Origin of the sequence: Haloplanus sp. GCM10025708, from assembly GCF_042663985.1 — an archaeon.
Classification (GTDB): Archaea; Halobacteriota; Halobacteria; order Halobacteriales; family Haloferacaceae; genus Salinirarus; species Salinirarus marinus.
In genome coordinates this window covers 2,432,943-2,450,561 of the sequence record NZ_JBHSZA010000011.1, presented here as the reverse complement: position 1 = coordinate 2,450,561, position 17,619 = coordinate 2,432,943, and the positions used below count along the sequence as shown (strand labels likewise).

Annotated in this window: 12 protein-coding genes and 3 pseudogenes; 5 read left to right on the top strand and 10 right to left on the bottom strand. The window is 54.3% G+C overall.

Annotation, left to right across the window (positions count from 1 at the left end; translation table 11 throughout):
• Positions 1-277 precede the first annotated feature (277 nt).
• The 3 genes from ACFQJD_RS16790 to ACFQJD_RS16780 all read left to right on the top strand — a co-directional run bounded on the left by ACFQJD_RS16790 (position 278) and on the right by ACFQJD_RS16780 (position 2,336).
• The gene (locus tag ACFQJD_RS16790) at positions 278-1,057 is read left to right on the top strand and encodes a CBS domain-containing protein (protein WP_379799746.1); all 780 of its coding nucleotides are present in this window, start codon (positions 278-280) and stop codon (positions 1,055-1,057) included.
• A 148-nt stretch (positions 1,058-1,205) separates the two neighbouring features.
• Positions 1,206-1,328 (top strand): hypothetical protein, encoded by a 123-nt coding sequence (locus ACFQJD_RS16785; RefSeq protein ID WP_255470481.1) that lies wholly within the window; start codon positions 1,206-1,208, stop codon positions 1,326-1,328.
• A gap of 441 nt (positions 1,329-1,769) precedes the next feature.
• Entirely contained in the window at positions 1,770-2,336 is a 567-nt protein-coding gene (locus ACFQJD_RS16780) for a hypothetical protein (RefSeq protein ID WP_122105600.1), read from the top strand.
• 332 nt (positions 2,337-2,668) lie between these two features.
• Here ACFQJD_RS16780 and ACFQJD_RS16775 read toward each other — a convergent pair whose 3' ends face one another.
• The 6 genes and pseudogenes from ACFQJD_RS16775 to ACFQJD_RS16750 all read right to left on the bottom strand — a co-directional run bounded on the left by ACFQJD_RS16775 (position 2,669) and on the right by ACFQJD_RS16750 (position 7,535).
• Positions 2,669-3,259 (bottom strand): hypothetical protein, encoded by a 591-nt coding sequence (locus tag ACFQJD_RS16775; RefSeq protein ID WP_379800615.1) that lies wholly within the window; start codon positions 3,257-3,259, stop codon positions 2,669-2,671.
• Between the two features lie 9 nt (positions 3,260-3,268).
• Positions 3,269-3,547, bottom strand: a pseudogene (locus tag ACFQJD_RS16770) (HNH endonuclease); the annotation flags it as partial.
• Positions 3,548-3,680: 133 nt separating this feature from the next.
• A pseudogene (locus tag ACFQJD_RS16765) lies at positions 3,681-4,372 on the bottom strand (hypothetical protein).
• Positions 4,372-4,941: a hypothetical protein gene (locus ACFQJD_RS16760; RefSeq protein WP_379799744.1), complete on the bottom strand. Its 570-nt coding sequence runs from the start codon at positions 4,939-4,941 to the stop codon at positions 4,372-4,374. The pseudogene ACFQJD_RS16765 and the gene ACFQJD_RS16760 overlap by 1 nt, the downstream one beginning before the upstream one ends.
• A gap of 826 nt (positions 4,942-5,767) precedes the next feature.
• On the bottom strand, positions 5,768-6,634 hold the full coding sequence (locus ACFQJD_RS16755; RefSeq protein WP_379799742.1) for a hypothetical protein: 867 nt from the start codon (positions 6,632-6,634) through the stop codon (positions 5,768-5,770).
• A pseudogene (locus tag ACFQJD_RS16750) lies at positions 6,634-7,535 on the bottom strand (hypothetical protein). The gene ACFQJD_RS16755 and the pseudogene ACFQJD_RS16750 overlap by 1 nt, the downstream one beginning before the upstream one ends.
• Here ACFQJD_RS16750 and ACFQJD_RS16745 point away from each other — a divergent pair.
• Together ACFQJD_RS16745 and ACFQJD_RS16740 are read left to right on the top strand one after the other, a co-directional pair.
• A complete protein-coding gene (locus tag ACFQJD_RS16745; protein ID WP_379800613.1) occupies positions 7,473-7,604 on the top strand; it encodes a hypothetical protein in 132 nt (43 codons plus the stop codon). The pseudogene ACFQJD_RS16750 and the gene ACFQJD_RS16745 sit on opposite strands and share 63 nt — an antisense overlap.
• Positions 7,605-8,315: 711 nt before the next feature.
• Positions 8,316-8,552, top strand: coding sequence for a helix-turn-helix domain-containing protein (locus ACFQJD_RS16740; RefSeq protein WP_004594176.1), 237 nt, complete (start codon positions 8,316-8,318; stop codon positions 8,550-8,552).
• Between the two features lie 10 nt (positions 8,553-8,562).
• On the opposite strand, the gene brxL is transcribed toward ACFQJD_RS16740, so the two are convergent.
• The 4 genes from brxL to pglX form a co-directional block, all read right to left on the bottom strand.
• Entirely contained in the window at positions 8,563-10,590 is a 2,028-nt protein-coding gene (gene brxL, locus ACFQJD_RS16735) for a protease Lon-related BREX system protein BrxL (protein WP_122105594.1), read from the bottom strand.
• 168 nt (positions 10,591-10,758) lie between these two features.
• Positions 10,759-13,137 (bottom strand): PglZ domain-containing protein, encoded by a 2,379-nt coding sequence (locus ACFQJD_RS16730; protein WP_379799740.1) that lies wholly within the window; start codon positions 13,135-13,137, stop codon positions 10,759-10,761.
• Between the two features lie 85 nt (positions 13,138-13,222).
• Complete coding sequence (locus ACFQJD_RS16725; protein WP_136516500.1) at positions 13,223-13,741, bottom strand: hypothetical protein; 519 nt, start codon at positions 13,739-13,741, stop codon at positions 13,223-13,225.
• A gap of 34 nt (positions 13,742-13,775) precedes the next feature.
• The gene (pglX, locus tag ACFQJD_RS16720; protein ID WP_122105592.1) at positions 13,776-17,495 is read right to left on the bottom strand and encodes a BREX-1 system adenine-specific DNA-methyltransferase PglX; all 3,720 of its coding nucleotides are present in this window, start codon (positions 17,493-17,495) and stop codon (positions 13,776-13,778) included.
• Positions 17,496-17,619 lie beyond the last annotated feature (124 nt).

Here is a 17,619-nt window from a genome sequence, read left to right as displayed (position 1 = left end):
GTTCTTGGGCCAGTGCGTACCCTGTTGCCATACTCACCGGTGCGACAGCGACGATCGCCTCGTCAGGCGTTGCCTCAATCAGTTCTTCAGCATTCGCATTACGGACAACTGCATCGGTCGGGAGTGAAGAGACGGGAAACAGATCGGATGCCTCGTCGTATGGAATACTATCATATACGAGGTATGGATGCTTGTTACGCATCTATACAGTCCTATTAATTTTTGAAAGTAATAAATCTAACGTCGGTATTACAGCACTCCCCTCACACGACAAACCATGACCAACGGTTGCACCGCGGACAATATTGCTACCGCAAACCCAGAAATATGCCCGGCTGACGACGTTCCGACGGCAGCAGACTGGCTTTCAGAACGCGACTACGACTCGGCACCGGTGTTCGAGGATGGCCGCCCAATTGGCTACGTGACACGAGACGCCGCAGAGACAGCCTCGCCAGACACGTCACTCGCAGAGATTACAGAACCGCTCACAGTCGATGTCCTCATCGCCAGCGACTCCCCACTCGACACAGTTCTCGAAGCACTCTATGACCGCCCGTTCTACTATCTCGCGGACCGAAACCAAGTCACGGGTATACTCACCCGTGCAGACCTCAACACCGAGCCAGTCTACCAACACCTCTACACCAAACTCTCACAACTTGAACAAGCCTTCCGAAAGACAATCCAGAAACACGTGCCAGATTGGCGCGAAACCACGCCGCTTCACCCAGACATATTGGACGCCATCGACGAACGCCTCGCTGATGCGAAAGACGCCGGCGTCGCACTTGACCCGATTCACTACGCCCAATTCTCAACACTCGTGACTATCATCGGAAACAGCGACGCTGCATCACAAGCACTCGACTTCGATGCCGGGCATCAAGCAAGCAGCCAACTCGACCCAATCACGGATCTCCGGAACGATGTCGCCCATTCAACACCGGTCATACAGAACACAGACCGCGGCCTCACAGAATCCGGGCGAACAATAACCCATCTCCTCGACCAGTACCAACTTATTGAGGAACTACTTGCCACCCACAACGAATGACACGGCGAGAGTCATACGCGGCCCGCGTCGGAGACTACGTCGACGAGAAACCATTTGTTCGATGGCTTCGCCTGGCTCTAAGAAGAGGCGGCCCCTGCGTACGACTGTGCGAAATAATTGTTCGACCGGCAAATCTGTGAGTGAAAGAATGGTCCTGAAAGACATCCCAACCGTTGATGAACTGGTCGAAACGACTGGCCAGTCCAAAGAGCAGCTTCTCAAGGATCGTGAGGCTGCGGCGAAGATGTCGGGCGACTCTGCCGACGAGTAGCGGTATCCCTGATAGGCGAAGTTGGTTCTACGAACACGATCGGTTACTAGAATCAATGAGAGAATTCGAAAGCATCGGAGAAATGCTCGCGGCAGAGGATGGAACTGTTTACATTAGTGGTAATAGTCTAAGTGAGACGGCCTGTGTTAATGTTAAGTATAATTTATTTCTCACTGCGGGGGACTTCGCAGACGAAATAGAATATCGAAAGCGGAAGCAGTCCACCGTGGATTATCCCCTTTCCCCAAGGGTATTTAAGTCACGATCCGATAGTTACTATTGTTTCAGAGCTCCCTTTGGCGATGGAAGCCCGCGGTAACCCTGCGTAGCTAATAGACTACCACTTGTAGGTAGTCGTGAGACTGTCTGGATACGCACACGTTTCAGTACACCCACAGGGCACCCCTCGCACGTTGCTAACAAGACAACAACCCAACAGCTATGACGCTAACAACAACCATCGAAACAAACGGCACAGAAATCGAAGTCGACCTTGATGAACTCGATAAATATGGCTACTACTACCTTGATGAGGCTCGAAACCTCATCATTAGAGCGATCGTGTATACTCACGGCACGAAAGACAGCCGCTGGGTAGAAACATCAGAGATTGGGACAGACTACACGATCAGTGAAGTTGAGGTTGATATTGACGAACTCAAGAGATTCGTCAACGCAGAACTCAACCTCACGCTCACAGACGAAGAAGCTGAGCACATCGCTACATACTACCAAGAACAAGGCCACGAAGTAGTCAGCCACTGGATGGATGATTTTAGCGGAGACCGAATCCTATCCAAAGCCGATTACAAGATCATCTCTACAGATGTGGAAGAACCACTTCTCGGCTGGGAGTTTGAATTCGAAGACCTAATCACCCGTATCGCCGCAATAACAGAACTTCCTGATCGAGAAATACAGGGGAAACTCTTCAACGCTGCCCGAAGCGCATCACCTGGAGACTTCGAGTACAGCGCTAAAGTCGAACTCACCGGAACACCACTCTAACCGGAATTCGCACTCCCAGTGGAACCTGTTTCAGCGAACTCAAGATTGGATTCAAATCCCAGGGTGATAGAAACAGCGTTGAAAACAGGAATTTGACCGCGTATCGTCCGTTCTTAGACGACTACAGCTCTGCGTTGATCCGCTGTAGCGCCGCAATAGCTGTCTGTAACTGCTCGCGGACCATTACGTTTCCCTCGTCCGGTGTCGACTCATCCCTATCTTCTTGATCGCCCTGAACGGACTCTCCAGTCCTGTAGGGTCAGACGGAGTACTGTCTCCGACACCGTGGCCAACGGAATCCAGCCGTTGTTGCTCATCGGAACTACTCGAATTTACGTCTGCCTCGTCGGCTGTCTCACTCGTGGTGTCACCACCTGGATGCTGCCCACCGCGACCACCGCGGCGAAACGCATCCAGGGGGAAATCATACGCACACGCTCGCTTCTCTTTGTGGAAAGTCGTCCGCCAGAAATGTCAAGCACGTCCATAACCGTCTGCCGGTTACAACCGCGTTCTAAGGCTTGCCGGACCTGCTCGTCTTCAACCCGCTGAATCAACGCTTGCGGATCCGACGGGATGTGACCACGCGCAGAATGCTCGATTTGGCCTGTCAAGCCCCACGCACCCGTCTGGACATCCTGATCAACGATCTGCCGGTCACGCGTCTCGACCTGGTTGTCAAGCCCCATCAGGACTGCAAGGCGTTCACGGACCGTCGTTGGCGACAACTCCGCCGTTAACGAGTCCGCGATCTTACCAGTCTGCGCTGGCCCCTCGTCAGCCAAGTACCGTAAGATCTCGATGTCCTGCGGAAGCAGCACACTGAGATCGGCTTCTGTGAGTGTTACTGGAGCGTCTGCACGCGTCGATTGCTGGTGAATCCAACTGTGGCAGGACCGGCACAGCGTCGTCAGATTCTCCAAGTCGTTTTCAGCGACTCCGACGGGGTCACGCTCGATATGGTGAACGTGTAACGTCGCCAGACCACCTCGCTCTGGACCTTCTCGCCCGCAGACTTGACACCGATGACTGTCTCGTGCCAACACGTCAGAGCGTGTCTCGGGAGTTACCGATGCGTTCTCGCGGTTCTGCTCATAGTCGTGGCTCGCCGCTGAGTCAGACGTACGCGTCTCCGCGCCGTCTGGCTCACTCGTCGTCGTTTGTTCGTTCGATTCGTTGCTGAACTCGTGGTGTCCGTCAGCTCGTGTCATCAGTTTCTGTTAGCTTCGGTCGCTTGCTCGATTGGTTCGCGCGGTTCCGGCCAGCATATGGATGATCGCTTCAATCAGATCGACCGCTTCCATCGCTCCCCGTCAGACTCGGTGTTGCACAGTTACGCGAGCATCACCTCTGCACCGTCGGTGACAGTGACTTCACCGAGAACTCTGATTTCGAGCAATACCACTGAGCAAGCCGTCCGAGATCACGGGTCCGCAACACATCCGCAACGTTATGAGACACAGGTCAGCGAACCGTCCCTCATTGAACGCTGTGACTGCTTCACCACTCTCGACGAACGGATCCACGTCGCTGTACCGGCCATCACACAGCACGTCATAGACGCCTGCTAAGTCACTCTGATCATCAGATACGACATCACCGTCACCACCATCACAGGATGTGACGGTCGTATTGAATCGCCGCGTTAAGACCGGCAGAAGATCCGCGTACGGGAGCTCACGGAACGGCCACTCAATCTCCAACCGTGCCAAGCGCGTCCGAAGGAACGGGAGATCGAACCCGCCCTTCCATCGTTCTCCGTTGAACGCCACCAGCAACACGTCATCATCCTGGAGCCGGTCCGCAGTGAACGATCCCACTGCTTCAAACAGCGCTCGCTCCGTCGGATGCGTCGTTACCTGCACGTGTACAGGCACGCGATCACTAACACGTCTCTCCACACCGTCGGCATCCCGACTACCAGTCTGGACGAACACGCGGACGCCCATCGGCACCGCGAATCCGATTACAGTAACCTCGTCGTCGACACCGAACCCAGTCGTCTCAATATCGAACGCGACCAGTTCCAGCACCACTACGCTTCACCCCCTGAGACATCTGCCTTCTCAACGTCGTGTATCAGCTCGGCACGATCCGGGATGCGATCATCGCTCGCCGGGCGGACTCGAAGCTCACCGAATCCGAACCGCGAATGCGTTCCAACCCGGGATACCCCGTTCTTCGCCGTCTTAACCGGGTCCGATCCGTCGTACCCGACAATCTGTCCGTGGTCAATCGTCGCTAGGTCATACACGTCTCCATCGTCGACGAGCCGTTCCGTCCGTCGCCGTAGCCCGGATCCTCTCGCTTCACTCACCTCACCCTCATTGTTACGGTCACAGTCAGCCGCACTCGACGGCGCAGCTGGGCGGGACACATCCCACCACCACGGCACCGACTGATCATCAGCACCGGGGTAGTCGGTCGCTATGACGAACGGCGACACCAACTCAATGGAGTGCTCATCAGCTGCTGCGATCCGGTCGTAGTCCAACGCCTCAAGATCGATCAGTTGTGAATCGACGATCGACAACTGACCGAACCCGTAGTTCCGCGCGCCGCCGACCTGCAGGCCATCCAGCGTCTCGTCTGCGACGGGAAGCACCGACTTCGAGTGCGAACCAGTCGTAGACAGGTAACACTGGACGAACCACCGAACCGATCGTTTCGAAGTCTGCATCTCTGGCGGGCGACCAAACCACGCGACCGAATCGAACGCAAGCCGCCCACCGTGCGACTGGACAGGATGGGCGTTATGCGCGTCTCGTGGCCACGACGACTTTAGCCAACGCTGCGCCGAATCCCGCAGCAGGAACAGATCATCATACGCCTCGACCGGCGGTAGCGACAATCCAACCTTCCCTAACGATTCCTGAGAGTACCACGATGGCGGCGTCCCGTACGCCTTCGGCAGGAACACACCGTTGCTGACACACAGCCCTCGCCGCATCGACTCATCGACACGCTGTGCTAGTGCCTGATAGAGCGCGTTCCCTGTCACGAAGTACGGGTGCCCCAGATACCCCGTCTCCAGCTCGAACAGTACCTGCTGAATTCGTGTCACGCTGACTCACCCCCTGCGTTTCCACTCCAGATCCCGAGTAATCTCCGAGACTGAAGCGCCACGGACTGCGGTCCAGACACACCCTGTTTCCAGTGCCACGAGCCGTACAGCGCCGCTACCGGCGCAATACAGGGGTCAACGGGGACACCTATCGTCCGCCAATCTCGAAGCGGCACCGCATCTCGCAGCAGTGATGCCGCCCCTCTGTCTCGACAACTACACACCCCGTTTCCAGTGTCTTCACAGGAACACCTACACCACGAGGCACACACCCCATTTCCAGTGCCCCGGGCAGGAGACCCGTCTATACCGTCGTATTCCGGCATCGACACAACCCTGCGACGAAGAGATTCGAAGCGTCTCATCGTCACGGCCACCCCCGATTTACATCGGCAGCACCAGCATCAGGCATACCACGCCACGCAACGAACTCCTCAATGTACTGCAACGCCGTCGGCCACGACCGCAGCCGGCGAAGCTGCGAATCCAACACCATCAACGCCCGCGACCCGTCAGTGTCGAACGGTTGGTCCGACAGGCGTGACCAGCCATCCGCAAACGACCGCGCCGGCTCCGGCCCGAGCCTCGCCGCCGGCCGATCACCCGGATCACTCGTCACAGCCAGCGTCACCAGCGGTGACCATAGAACGGTTCGATGCGGCGACACCACACCACTCTCTAATGCCGCTTCGACACCGGCATCAGCGGCCGTTGCCTCACCCGGTCGCACCGTCAAGAACAACTCGTCGAAACTGTGTCCTGCACGGTACTCCGACAACAACGCCGCTGCCAGCAGCACGTGGTACTTCAACGACGTGTACGGATAGTACACTGACTCGTTGAACGCCGCTGCCACATCGCTCGTCAACCACGTCGCGTGCAGTCGAGACGCATCATCAGATACCACCAACGACCGGAACCCGCCATCCGCTGCCGCCTCAATCCGGCCAGGTTCAGTCGCGGACTCGCCCGTCAGCAACGACAACCGGTACGGTGACGAGTGGTTCGCCACCGTCTGTTCCGGCTCACCTGACGGTCGGCTCAGTAACGCCGCATCACCATCCGCACCCCGCGGGACAGCCTCATTCACCGGCACACCGTGATACTCGTCAGCACCCGAACCGTGCCGCCGATTCCGGAGTTTGTGGACATCGTGGCGATACACCGCCACCATCGGATCAGCAACCGTCTTACCGACTGCATCAGCATCCACAAAGTCACGAGCATCACTCATCAGAGATCACCTCGCTCTCCCTCGACGACACTGTCCTGACGATCGATCGCCGCACTCAGCTCGCCGTCAGCATCGCTCACACGCGCCTGCAACGCTCGCGTGAACTCTTCACGGCACGTCTTCCGCCACTCATCGTCTTTCTCCTGCATCGCCTTCGTGGCGTTCTGCGCCCGATTGTACACGCGACGGATCTCTCGCTTGGTGTACAGCGGATTCACCACACCCACATCAGCAATCCCCGCACCGAAATTCCGCGCACCACCGAGCTGGAACTCAAACGTATCACTCTTCGAATTGAGCAACGAAACCGCTTCAGCAACAACCCGACGAACTCGGGCTTCAGTGTCCGTAGCGTCAACAACCACGTTCCCTCGACGTTCCCGACCACGTCCCGAGTCGCGTGCCGCAACGGCTGCCCACCGTCCTCATCGTTCCGCGACCGAACCTGCGTGTGCAGTTGCCGGTAATGCGCCTCGGCCTCACCACGGAGAACATCGACCTGGGAGCGAACCGGCGAGAACCGAATCGGCCGACGCAACAACTCGCCCGGTTTGTCACCGAATCCACCGAACAACTCGTAGACAACACAGCCAGCGTCGGTATCGCCTGTCTCAACGCAGGCTCCTTTCTCGTGGTACCCCTGGCTCAGGTCACGATCATACACGTCCGCACGCATATAATCCGCATTCGGCTCACCCGGATGGCACGCCGACATCCCAGCAATCTGCAACACGCGTTCACACCCGTGCCGTAACCAGCCCGACAACGTGAACGGGGAGATCTGCCCGCGAATCTGATTCATCGCATCATCCGCCTCGTACCGATCCGCAGAAGCGTGATGCCGATCAGTCACGACGCCGTCACCCGGCGCAAGCAAATCCACCCCAAGGTCAAGGTACAGATCCGGGAACGTCGACTCATCGACAGGTGGAAGCTCGAACTCACCGTCAAGGTGCCACACCGAGAATGACGGGGACTCCGATCCCCCGTCATTGCGAACCACCACTGTCACACCACGACGACGGCTGCTCACGGCCAGATGACTCCGTCACCACACCCGAATGAGTCACATCAACACGGGCATCCTCACCATCGGCACCCGAGTCCGGATCAGCATCATCCAGCGTGTATGCCTCAGCGTGTTCCGCGGACTGAAGACAACCAATTCAGGTTCCAGTAAAACCAGCCACGCCGACTGCGTCGCCGCGTCTGACACCGTACCGACCCGCCCTTGGACAACCAGCTCCCGGAGCGATCGATCCCACGAGCGATTATACTCATCTCCATGCCCCCGACAAAACACATCCTCAATCTTAAATTTCGGATCAGACTTCGATCGAAAAGCGGACACAGTAATGCGTCCGCCTTCCCAAATTCGAGAGTCACAGACTTGACAGATAACGGCCCCTTCCGCCAAATCTGACAGTTTCAGTTTGTTTATGTCTTCAATAAGCTCGCTGTCGATACTTTCTTGATTTGGTGGTGTTGATTTCGTCATGGGTTCGAGATTGGTTATTCTGAACCCAGCCTGGGTGCTACCACACCCGGGCGTTTCCTGATTAACGCCCGATGGCTGAGCTTCCATCCAATAGTCATACCGCTAATGGCATAAGCCTTTGGACGTTCGACTAATGGATGCCGTCCCAGCACTCATTAGTGAACCGGGGTCAATATCGGAGATATGGGCGATCGGAAGCGTGACGAAAACAGTGGTCGGTTTAGCGAGGAGTATCCTCGGGATGATTTTCTCCGGGTCCTTGAGGAACTCGGTGCAGTCGGGACGACCGACGTTGCTGAACACGTGGGGTGCGACCGAAGAACTGCTTATCTGAAGCTCCAAAGTCTCGAAGAGGAAGGCGATGTCGAGAGTCGAAAGGTCGGAAACGCTCTGCTGTGGGAATTAGTGGACGAATCTTAGGGAGTATGAATCACTCTAGTTCAATCGCCTTACTAGCCGCATCAAGGGGATTAGTGTAGAACACGAGTTGGAGCTGGTCGAGGAGTTCGTCGGGGATTTTCGGCAAGTCTTCTTTGTTCTTCGCTGGAAGGAGCACCGTTTTGGCTCCAGAATCCGCAGACAGCTGGAGTTTATCGATCAACGAACTCACGGAGACTAATTCGCCCATCAAACTCATCGATCCCAGTACAACCGTTTGTGGCCGAACTGGCCGGTCAAGAATTCCCGAAACAATACCTACGAGTAGCCCGACGCTCGTTTCACCACCCTCATTTGCATCAGAGGGGTTGAGAACCTGGACATTGATGTCGTATTCATCTAGGGTCTCTTCACGACTGAGTTCCCGCATATTCGCCTGGAGATAGTCACAGGCGGTTTCGAACGACTCTTTCATCCGCTTTCCGGGCGTGCCCGAAATGTTCGTCTTGCCCGACCCGGGGAGTGTCTGAGTCTCGATTCGGAAGGGTGCGTGGCGTCCTTCGCTCTCACCTATTGTGTAGACCGTTCCTGCCTGCTGTGTTCCTGGGGGAATGAGTGACTCGTCTGCTTCTTCGGGTACTGAGACATAGATCTCCTCTTTCGTCTCCAGGTCAAGGTAGGAGAATTCGACGGCGCGATATTCCATACCGCCAATCCGCTTCAATTGCTCCTTGACTCGACGACGACCTTCCATAGCGAATTCGAGATACTCTCGGAGCTCTTCTTTCGTGTAGTGGCCATGTGGGTGAAGTAGCTTGAGTAGACCAGAGACTGTCTTTCGTACTGCCTTTTCGTCTCGTTGGTTCAGATGGTCACCAAACGCGAACTCCTCGTTAATCGCGTCACCGTACGACTCCTTGCGAAGTTCGCGGACGAATTCAGCGAAGTAGTCGACGATGAATCCAAACTGGTCGCCAAAGAACTCGGACCGCATCTTCGGGACTTCCCACCCTGGAAGGTAGTAGTGGAATCGGTCGATGAGCGCGAGATCCTGCATATCCTCGGGGAACGGTTCAAAGAGGTGTGAACTCTTGAGAACGCCTTCAACGTCGAGGTCAATGTTTCCGACGTAGACCATCGAGGCTTGGGCGGTGAGCTCTTCAGTCCCACGAGAGAAGCTTCCGGACTCCATGTAGTCTTTGAGCATCTGGACGGCTTCCGAATCGCTGAACTGGAGTCCCCCGACCTCGTCGAATGCAACGACATCCCAGCGACCGACGAGGCCGATTCGTCCTGTATTCAGGTTCAAGAAGAGCTTTGCTACGGTGGTTTTACCGCCGGAGATGAGGATCGAGTGGGGACTGATTTCACGGTAGAGATAGCTCTTTCCCGTCCCACGTGGCCCCAATTCGACGTAGTTGTAATTCGACTCGACGAGCGGGATACATCGAGCTAAGAAGAGGAGTTTCTCGCGGTCGCTAAACGAAGAGGGGTCGTAGCCGACGGTCTGAAGGAGAAGGTCCATCCATTCATCGCGCGTGAAATCGTTACGTCGATCTTTCAGTTGGTCAAGGTCAAGATTCGATACCTGTATGGGTTTGAACGAGTCGATGCCGAAGAGGCTCTTTGGACTGTTCGCATTATCAGGGAGATATTCCAAGTCGATGATAGCCCAGACGCCACCACCGAGGAGCTTTGGATGCTTGCTGACGAGATGTTCGTTGATCTCGACATCGCTCAAACCGAGGTTGACAAACGAACCGATGTAGGCGTCCTGTTGTTCATCGAGCCTGACGGTGACCTTGTCAATGACGCGATAGCGTCCCCGCTCTCGAACCTCGCTCTTGACGAATTCGGCCTCGTCAGGACGAACGTAGTGCTTTGACAGAATCTCTTTGACCTTTTCGAGGCCCTCTTCCAGAGATTCCTCGTCATCAGTCGCACAGTACTGTCCAATCAGATATTCGAGAACGTAGGTAGGGACGTTTACCCCGGATTTGATGTCCTGAACAAGGTCTTTCCGGACGACGCGCCCGGAGAAGACATCCAGGGCTTTCCGATCTACGTCCTCAGTCGTCATTATATAACGGCAATGTTGCCGGGGGCATATTGGTGTCGGTCATCAGGAGTGAGAACTCAAGATAGTGAATGAATCCTGCTCGGATTCGACTACGACAGCCCGTTGTTGTAGCCGAGATCACTCACACGTCAAATCCCATATCGTCATCTCCGAATAGTAAATCTAGGCTCACAGTCTGTCTCGTGATCGTCTCTCTGGTGTCAGTATCGACGACTTCGAATTGGACCGTATCTTCACCCGAGATGGCTCCCTGCTTGAGCCGAACACGGGTGCTATTGTCGCCAGGGAGATCTCCATTGTAACAGGATCTGCGACCGGCTCATCATTGATGGTTGCACGAACCTCTAATGTTGGTGCAGGGTCGAAGGCGACTTGCCCACTCTTAGCCTCAATCTCCACGGTGAGTATAGAGTTTGTAATCGGATCGGGGATCGAGACATCGTAGCTGATCGACGCGCTCTCTTCGATTTCGCCCGTGGTCACAGTGAGACACGGGACTAGGAGTTCTTGAAGCGAAATCCCACCGTGGAAGTAGCGCATATTCCCACCTCGTGACTTGAAGCACGCGACACTACGGGGAAATAGCAACTTGATCTCGGGGCCATCAATGCCGAGTTTCGACAGTGCCTCGTGATCGATCTCGACGAACTCATCAGTATCGACGAGTGGCGTTTCACGGTCGGCAGCAGCGAACCGGCGTTTGACGACCGGAGCAAGGTCAGGAGCCTCGACTTTGTGATCGTCATTCAGCCGGTCCGTATACAGGAACCCGTGATCGCTGGTGATCACGAAGCGAGTATAGCCGGCCTGTTTGAGACGCTGGACAGTCCGTTCGACATCGTCGACGTGAGACGCAACCTGGCTGAATGCAGCATCGTCGTCAAGACTCTCGCCGAGTTTGTCTATCGTGCCGGAGTAGACGACACGCGGAACGGGGTCGGACTCGGTCAGCTCTTCCAGCGAAATGTCGCCAACCTCGTCCATATCGACGACCTCGAAGCCCGCAGCACTGAGTCGTTCAACACGGTCCGCTTTTCCAGCCATTTGCTCACCGCCGCTGGTGACGACGAGTTCGTCGTCGTCGAGTGAAAGTCCGAGTTCACCCAGTAGGTGTGCAGCCATCCCAACCTCGGTGATCGACGGAAGTGCAGCACTCACTGCGGAGAGATCCTGTTCGAAGTCGGTTCTTCGTCCAAGATTTTCGCGGATGGCTTCAGCAAGTTCGTAGCGGAGCCCGTCACAGATAATGATCGCCGTTCCGTTTTCGACCTCAGCGAATTCCTCGTAGAACGAGGTCTGTGGCGTTCCGAGTGTCGGATCGTCGCTCAAAATCTCTGCCAGAGGCCGGTTGACACCCTGAAGGAAGGCCATGTAGTGATTAGTGACCTGACGTTTCACCGTGGCTTCCTTTGGGTACGGGAATGTGGCCTGCTGGGTCGCGTTGATGTAGCGTCGATAGGCTGCATCAACCTGCCACCAGCCGTCATCGGTCGTGTACTGTCCCGCAAGCTCTCTCGAACCCATCGCTTTCGCGTCGTCGACATCGACGGTACCGATCTGACGAAGCGTCTCAACCGCCAAAGCAGGCACCGACCAATCAACGAGATCCTCGTTGCTCCAGAAGCTGTCCCGGCGTTTCGTGACTGTCCGATTGAGTTCCGCCGCGATCTCCGGAAGATCAGCATACGTTCCCTCAGCAAGTCGATCCATCACGAGCCGAATCAGGCCAGTGTCGATACCTTTGAACGCAGTAGCGTTCCATCGGGTTTGATCGGATTCGATCACGGCCTCTGTGAGGTCGTAGTCGGCTTCGATCTCCCGTGAATATCGAGTGAAATCGGCAGGAGTGTACTGTTGCCAGTCGTCGCAAAACTCCGCCGCAGCTTGAGCATCGTCTGCAGCGAGGTTGTCGTACTGTGCCGTCGGCGCACGACTCGTCACCTCTCCGAAGAGGAGTTGGGTCGCCAGTTCCTTTGGGTCCAGTCCGGCATTAATGCCGTACTCCTCGCGGAGCTGTGCATCCCAGGCATCAGCCATCGCGTTATCTTCGATGTCTTCGCGGTAGTCCTCGGGGTCAGAAAGATAGTCACGAACCCACTCGTCGATTGCTGGGCCTACAGTCTCGAAGAGCACACAAAAGAACGCCAGACGCTGGTATTCGCGGTTCTGTCCCCAGTCCTCGTACGCGTCCGGAATCTCTTCGTCGTGTTCGACGAGGAACTGCGTCACCGGAGTGTCGTCGATGTCCTGGCCGACGCGGTACTGTCGGCCGAGCGCGTGAACATCGCGGAACCACTCGGCGTCGTTCCGGGACTCAGGGATGTAGAACAGCCAGTTCTGCTCGTAGTTCGGATCCTCATCACGGAGTCGGCGCTTCAGTTCGAAGTAACTGCCATCGTAGCGAGCGAGTGTGACATCATCGAGATCAGCTTCGACCTCGTTGAGGACACCCTTGTATTTCTCCTGAGCGTCGTACCACACCCAGACTGGGTGGCGATCGAACTTCTGCCGGAGTTCCGTGATAATGCTATCCGCGAGATCTCCCATTGTATTCTCCTTTCAATTGGGGGCTGTTTGGTGTTTCGGGGATGGTTTGACGGTTATGATCGACTTGGTAGAACCTCAGACTGGGCTATGTGGTGTCCGTTCTTATCTTCTGAATGAATTCGTTCACAGAGTTGTATTCTTCCCTAAGATGCTCCATTCGGCTTTCCGTTACCCGAATGAACCTGACCGGATAGTAGTTGCCATAATCGAGTAGGTCAGCCAATTTATGGCCAGAGATCGATACTGAAACTGGGTTTTCTAATACCAGTAGGAAGTCCCAATCCCGGTCGCCGTTACCTTTCACATTTAATAGATCAGTGCGAATTGCATCACCGAGGGGCGGGTTATGTTCTTTTTCAGCTACTTTCGCAGCATACTCATATTGGTCCGAATCGGTATAGAATAAAATCCAGTCTCCCCTATGTACGTTCTGCCACGAGGATTCAAAAGACGACGTGAGCCCCCATATGCTGGCATAGTCTCCCCAGTTGCTGTCTGAGTAATTGGAATAGGTTGCTCGTTCTATGCCATTGAGGACCGTTCTGTGAAAGATTTCAAACGCGTCATCCCTTCTGGATGCTGGGGCCAAGAATAATTCCGTCATTACTTTGTTATTTTTATTTAGGCTTGTCGTCCGTTTATCTTGTGTAGCTGGATTTCAGCTTGGGCAGTCCAGTTTCGAGAACTTCGTACTGATCCCATTTCTTGATGTTCTCCCAAATGCCATCTTCCACATCGACGGTAACGCCATCGTCAATCATCTCGTCGATGATATTGCGGAATTCTCTGATGTCATCAAGCTCATTTTGGACATCTTCCTTTCTTTTCAGAAGCTCTTTATCCGGATTCTCACCGCTAGTTTGAGCGTTAAGTGTTTCGAGCTCGTTTTCGAGTACGTCAATCCGTGGATCGAGATACTGGCCACGGAGCTTCGCAAGGGTGTTCGCGTCTATATCGTGGTAATAGATGAAGCAACTAAATCCGCCATTGGGACTTTCGAGTTGCCAGTAGATAGGGCTCCGCTCACCTCGCGGTTTGTACTCATCGACATGATGATACCGGAAGAAATTCTCTCGAAGCCAATTAACGGGGTGATCTCCCAAAGCGGATTCAAGTGTGCGTTCTGCCTGCGCTGAATCCTGAAATAGTTCGTTGAGAGCCTTCGAGAACAGGTTTGTGACTGAGGTAGTCGAGTGGTCAAAAGCGAGTATCTCATCATCGAGTGTAGGAATATCGGTGCCAGATTCCCAACGGCCAAACAACGACCCCACGATTAGTGAAACCACTCGACCTGCGGCCCTTGATTGCTCATCGTCAGTATAGAGGTCGTAGTCGTATCGAAGTTGAGCCACAGTTAACGGGGAGAGCTCAGTTGCTTCTGCTGCTTCGCGGAGCGTTACATCGTCCAATGATCGGAGAGTCTCGATTGCTGAATCAAGCTTTTTGTCTTCCAGGTCAACTACTTCCAGATACTGGTTCAAGAACTCTGGATACTCAACGTGAACATTACGGTCCACAGGGTATTCAGACGTGTTCTTTGGGAGATTGGCGTACATCTGCTCTTGCGTCCCAGAGGAGATCTCATATTCATCGAAGAGGAGAGTGTCAGAAATCCCATGGACAGTAAGGATGCGAGCCTTGCTAACCTCTTCAGCATACTGTAGATCGGTTGAACTCGATTCAAGCAGCGTTATGAGTTCCTCACCGTCGAAGTCTGCGCTAGTCTCTGTCAATTGAGAGAGCTCTTCTCGCTCTTGGATGCCAGTAGAAACCAGCTCCTCTATGTCTGACTGATAGTCGTAATCCGTTTTCACCGGGAATCGCTTTGCGTCGCCTACCTCGAAGCTCAAGCCAGGATTGAGTCCGTTCCCAATGAACCTGTGCAGAGTCGAATTGAGATTTGCTAAGAGAAGTTTATCTGAGAGTTCATCTGAGAAGACTGCGTGGGACTTGTGCGAGAAGATAGAATCTGCTGGTTGTTTGCGCCCGACGAAATGATTCCCGAATGCTCTGAAGGTGACACCTTCCTCAAAATAGAAGTCTTCGTTTCGAAGGTTCGCTCCCGCATCACGCAGATCTTTCCCTGAGTCTCCCCAGTCTACGTAGTCTTCAGCGTAATCGTAGTACTCGGAGTCTGTTCCACTCTTCTGGAACCGCTTGTATCGATCACCAATCTCTTCTATTGGCACCTCCCACCACTTCCGAACGAATTGATCATCGTCGCCGGTAGAGAGCCCTTGTTTCACTTCGCCAATATCATCGACACTTGGATATTCAGAAAACAAACTCAGCGTCTCTTCGCCGAACCAATACAGGAATGGCCGCCTACCAATATCATCGATTCTGCTTTGAGAGAAGACATACACGTCGTTATGTTCCTCTCCAGAGCGAAGGGATTCAGCGATCTCCCGCAAGCCTGCAATTTTACGCTCGTAGTTCTTGTAGTGCTCTTGCTCATGTGTCATCCTATAGAACCGAGACGACTCTCCTTCTGAGGGAACTGATCCTCTAAGCACGAAGGGAATGGTGTATGCGTCTTTCTGTTGTTCGAAACCGTATCTGGAAAGGTGAGCAGCCTCTATGAAGTAACTCTCATTTAGAAGCTTCTTTCGCAGTCCACGGAAGTAGTAGAGGAACATAAAATTCTCTGGAGTAACCATACTAACGTGGCCATCCTCGGACGAGAAGGAAAGACAGCGCTCGATGAAAGCACCATAGACATCATATTTCCCCACGTAATGATCTCTGATGTAGTCCTTGAGCGTCTCGCCCATCTTTTTACTCTGTAGATACGGCGGATTGCTGACGACCGTATCGTATTCTCCCATCAGAACATCGAGTAGTTCTACTGTTTTCCCAACCTCGGCAGCAAACATCTCCTCAATTGGGTCATTATGTTCGAGCGCTTCACTAGCGAGGTTCTGTACGCTCTGCATTAGCCGGGACTTGATTTCGTCCCAAGACTCTTCCTCACCGCCTGCAACGAATGTCGATTGAGAGGTCAGCCCACCACCGCTCGTGAATTGTGCTTGGCCGGTTGCCTCGAATTCTTCTCGGTATTCGTCGAGAACCTCATCAATGCGGTCTTCGACCTGAACCAAACTGCCTAACTCACGGATGTCACCGAAGCTATTCCAGATCTGCTCTAAGATTTCCCTCTCCAATTCCGACCCCGAGCGTTCAAGTATCTCTTTTTTCCGTTCGCCGTTAATTAACACTGCATCTGCTGAAACGATGTTCAACTGTGGAATCTCGACATCCGGCGATTGATCTTTTGCCTTTAGATAGAGGGATAGGGCAGCGATTTGCGCAGCTCCCGAATCAATATCGACACCATAGAGATTGTTCCGGAGAATCTCACGTGGGATGTACTTCTCCGCGATTTCACTCTCTTCTAGATACATCTGGTAGAGAACGTCGAAAGCATAGAACAGCATATGACCACTTCCGCAAGCCGGGTCAAGTACGGTGATCTCTTTGACCGATTTCGTCTCGCGGTCAGTCAGCGAGTCTTCAAGCGGAGCAAGATAGAAGCACTTGTCCTCATCGTTAATACTAGTTCTCTCGCCTTGCATTTCGAGCCACAGCCGTCCAAGCGAATTGTCGACCATCCACTCAACGATATAGCGCGGTGTGAACAGCTGGGTCTTCGTGGCGATGTCTGTTCCTGCAATCTTGTAGTTCTCTTCATCGACACGCTCGTCGATCTCCTCGCGTTCTTCTTCTCCGAAGTATTGGTAGACCCAACCTAAAGCCTCGTCACTCTCCCAAGCCTCGTTTTCGATGGCATCCAGTTTGTCGAGAACTTCTTCACGCACCTGTGGATCGAGGTCGATGACGGTGTGTTCGGATTCCTCGAAAATCATCCGAATCTCTGCGCCGATTTCTTGGTACGCAAGTTCGAGTGCGGTACCGAAGCCATCGTCAGGTGCGTTGGTTAGCTCGCCTGCGATTTCGGCGACCGTGTGGTGTATGTACGACCGGTTGCCGTACTCCGGTCGCTCGGTGATGGTTTCCTCAATGATACCGCGAACCTCGATGGTTTTCAGCGCAACAAATCGATTGAGGTAGGTCTTCGTCGCTTCCCGGACGTAGTTGGTGATTGACCGCTTTAGGTCGCCTTCGGTGGATTCGAGTTCGCGTTCGATTGCTGCATTCAGTGTTCGTCGAGTTTCGATCTCTTCAACGGAGAGGTGTGTCAGGTTCTCCAGCGGGAGTCTCTTGTCTTCGTAGATGCCGTATTTTTCGAGTTGGCGGCGAAGTTCGTCTTCAAGTGCGTGGCGTGTACTGAGGATCGTGCTTCGGATTGTTGATCGTTGATCCGACGAGAGACCGGGTTGACCGTGGGTTGTGGACATGGATATTAGAGGATGGCACGCCGCTGTGAAACGGATGGGGTGACGGCGTGCGGTGTCGTGATTCCCACCCGCGGTGACATACCACGGAAAAGCAGTCGGCGTCTCTTATAATTGTGGGAGTGCC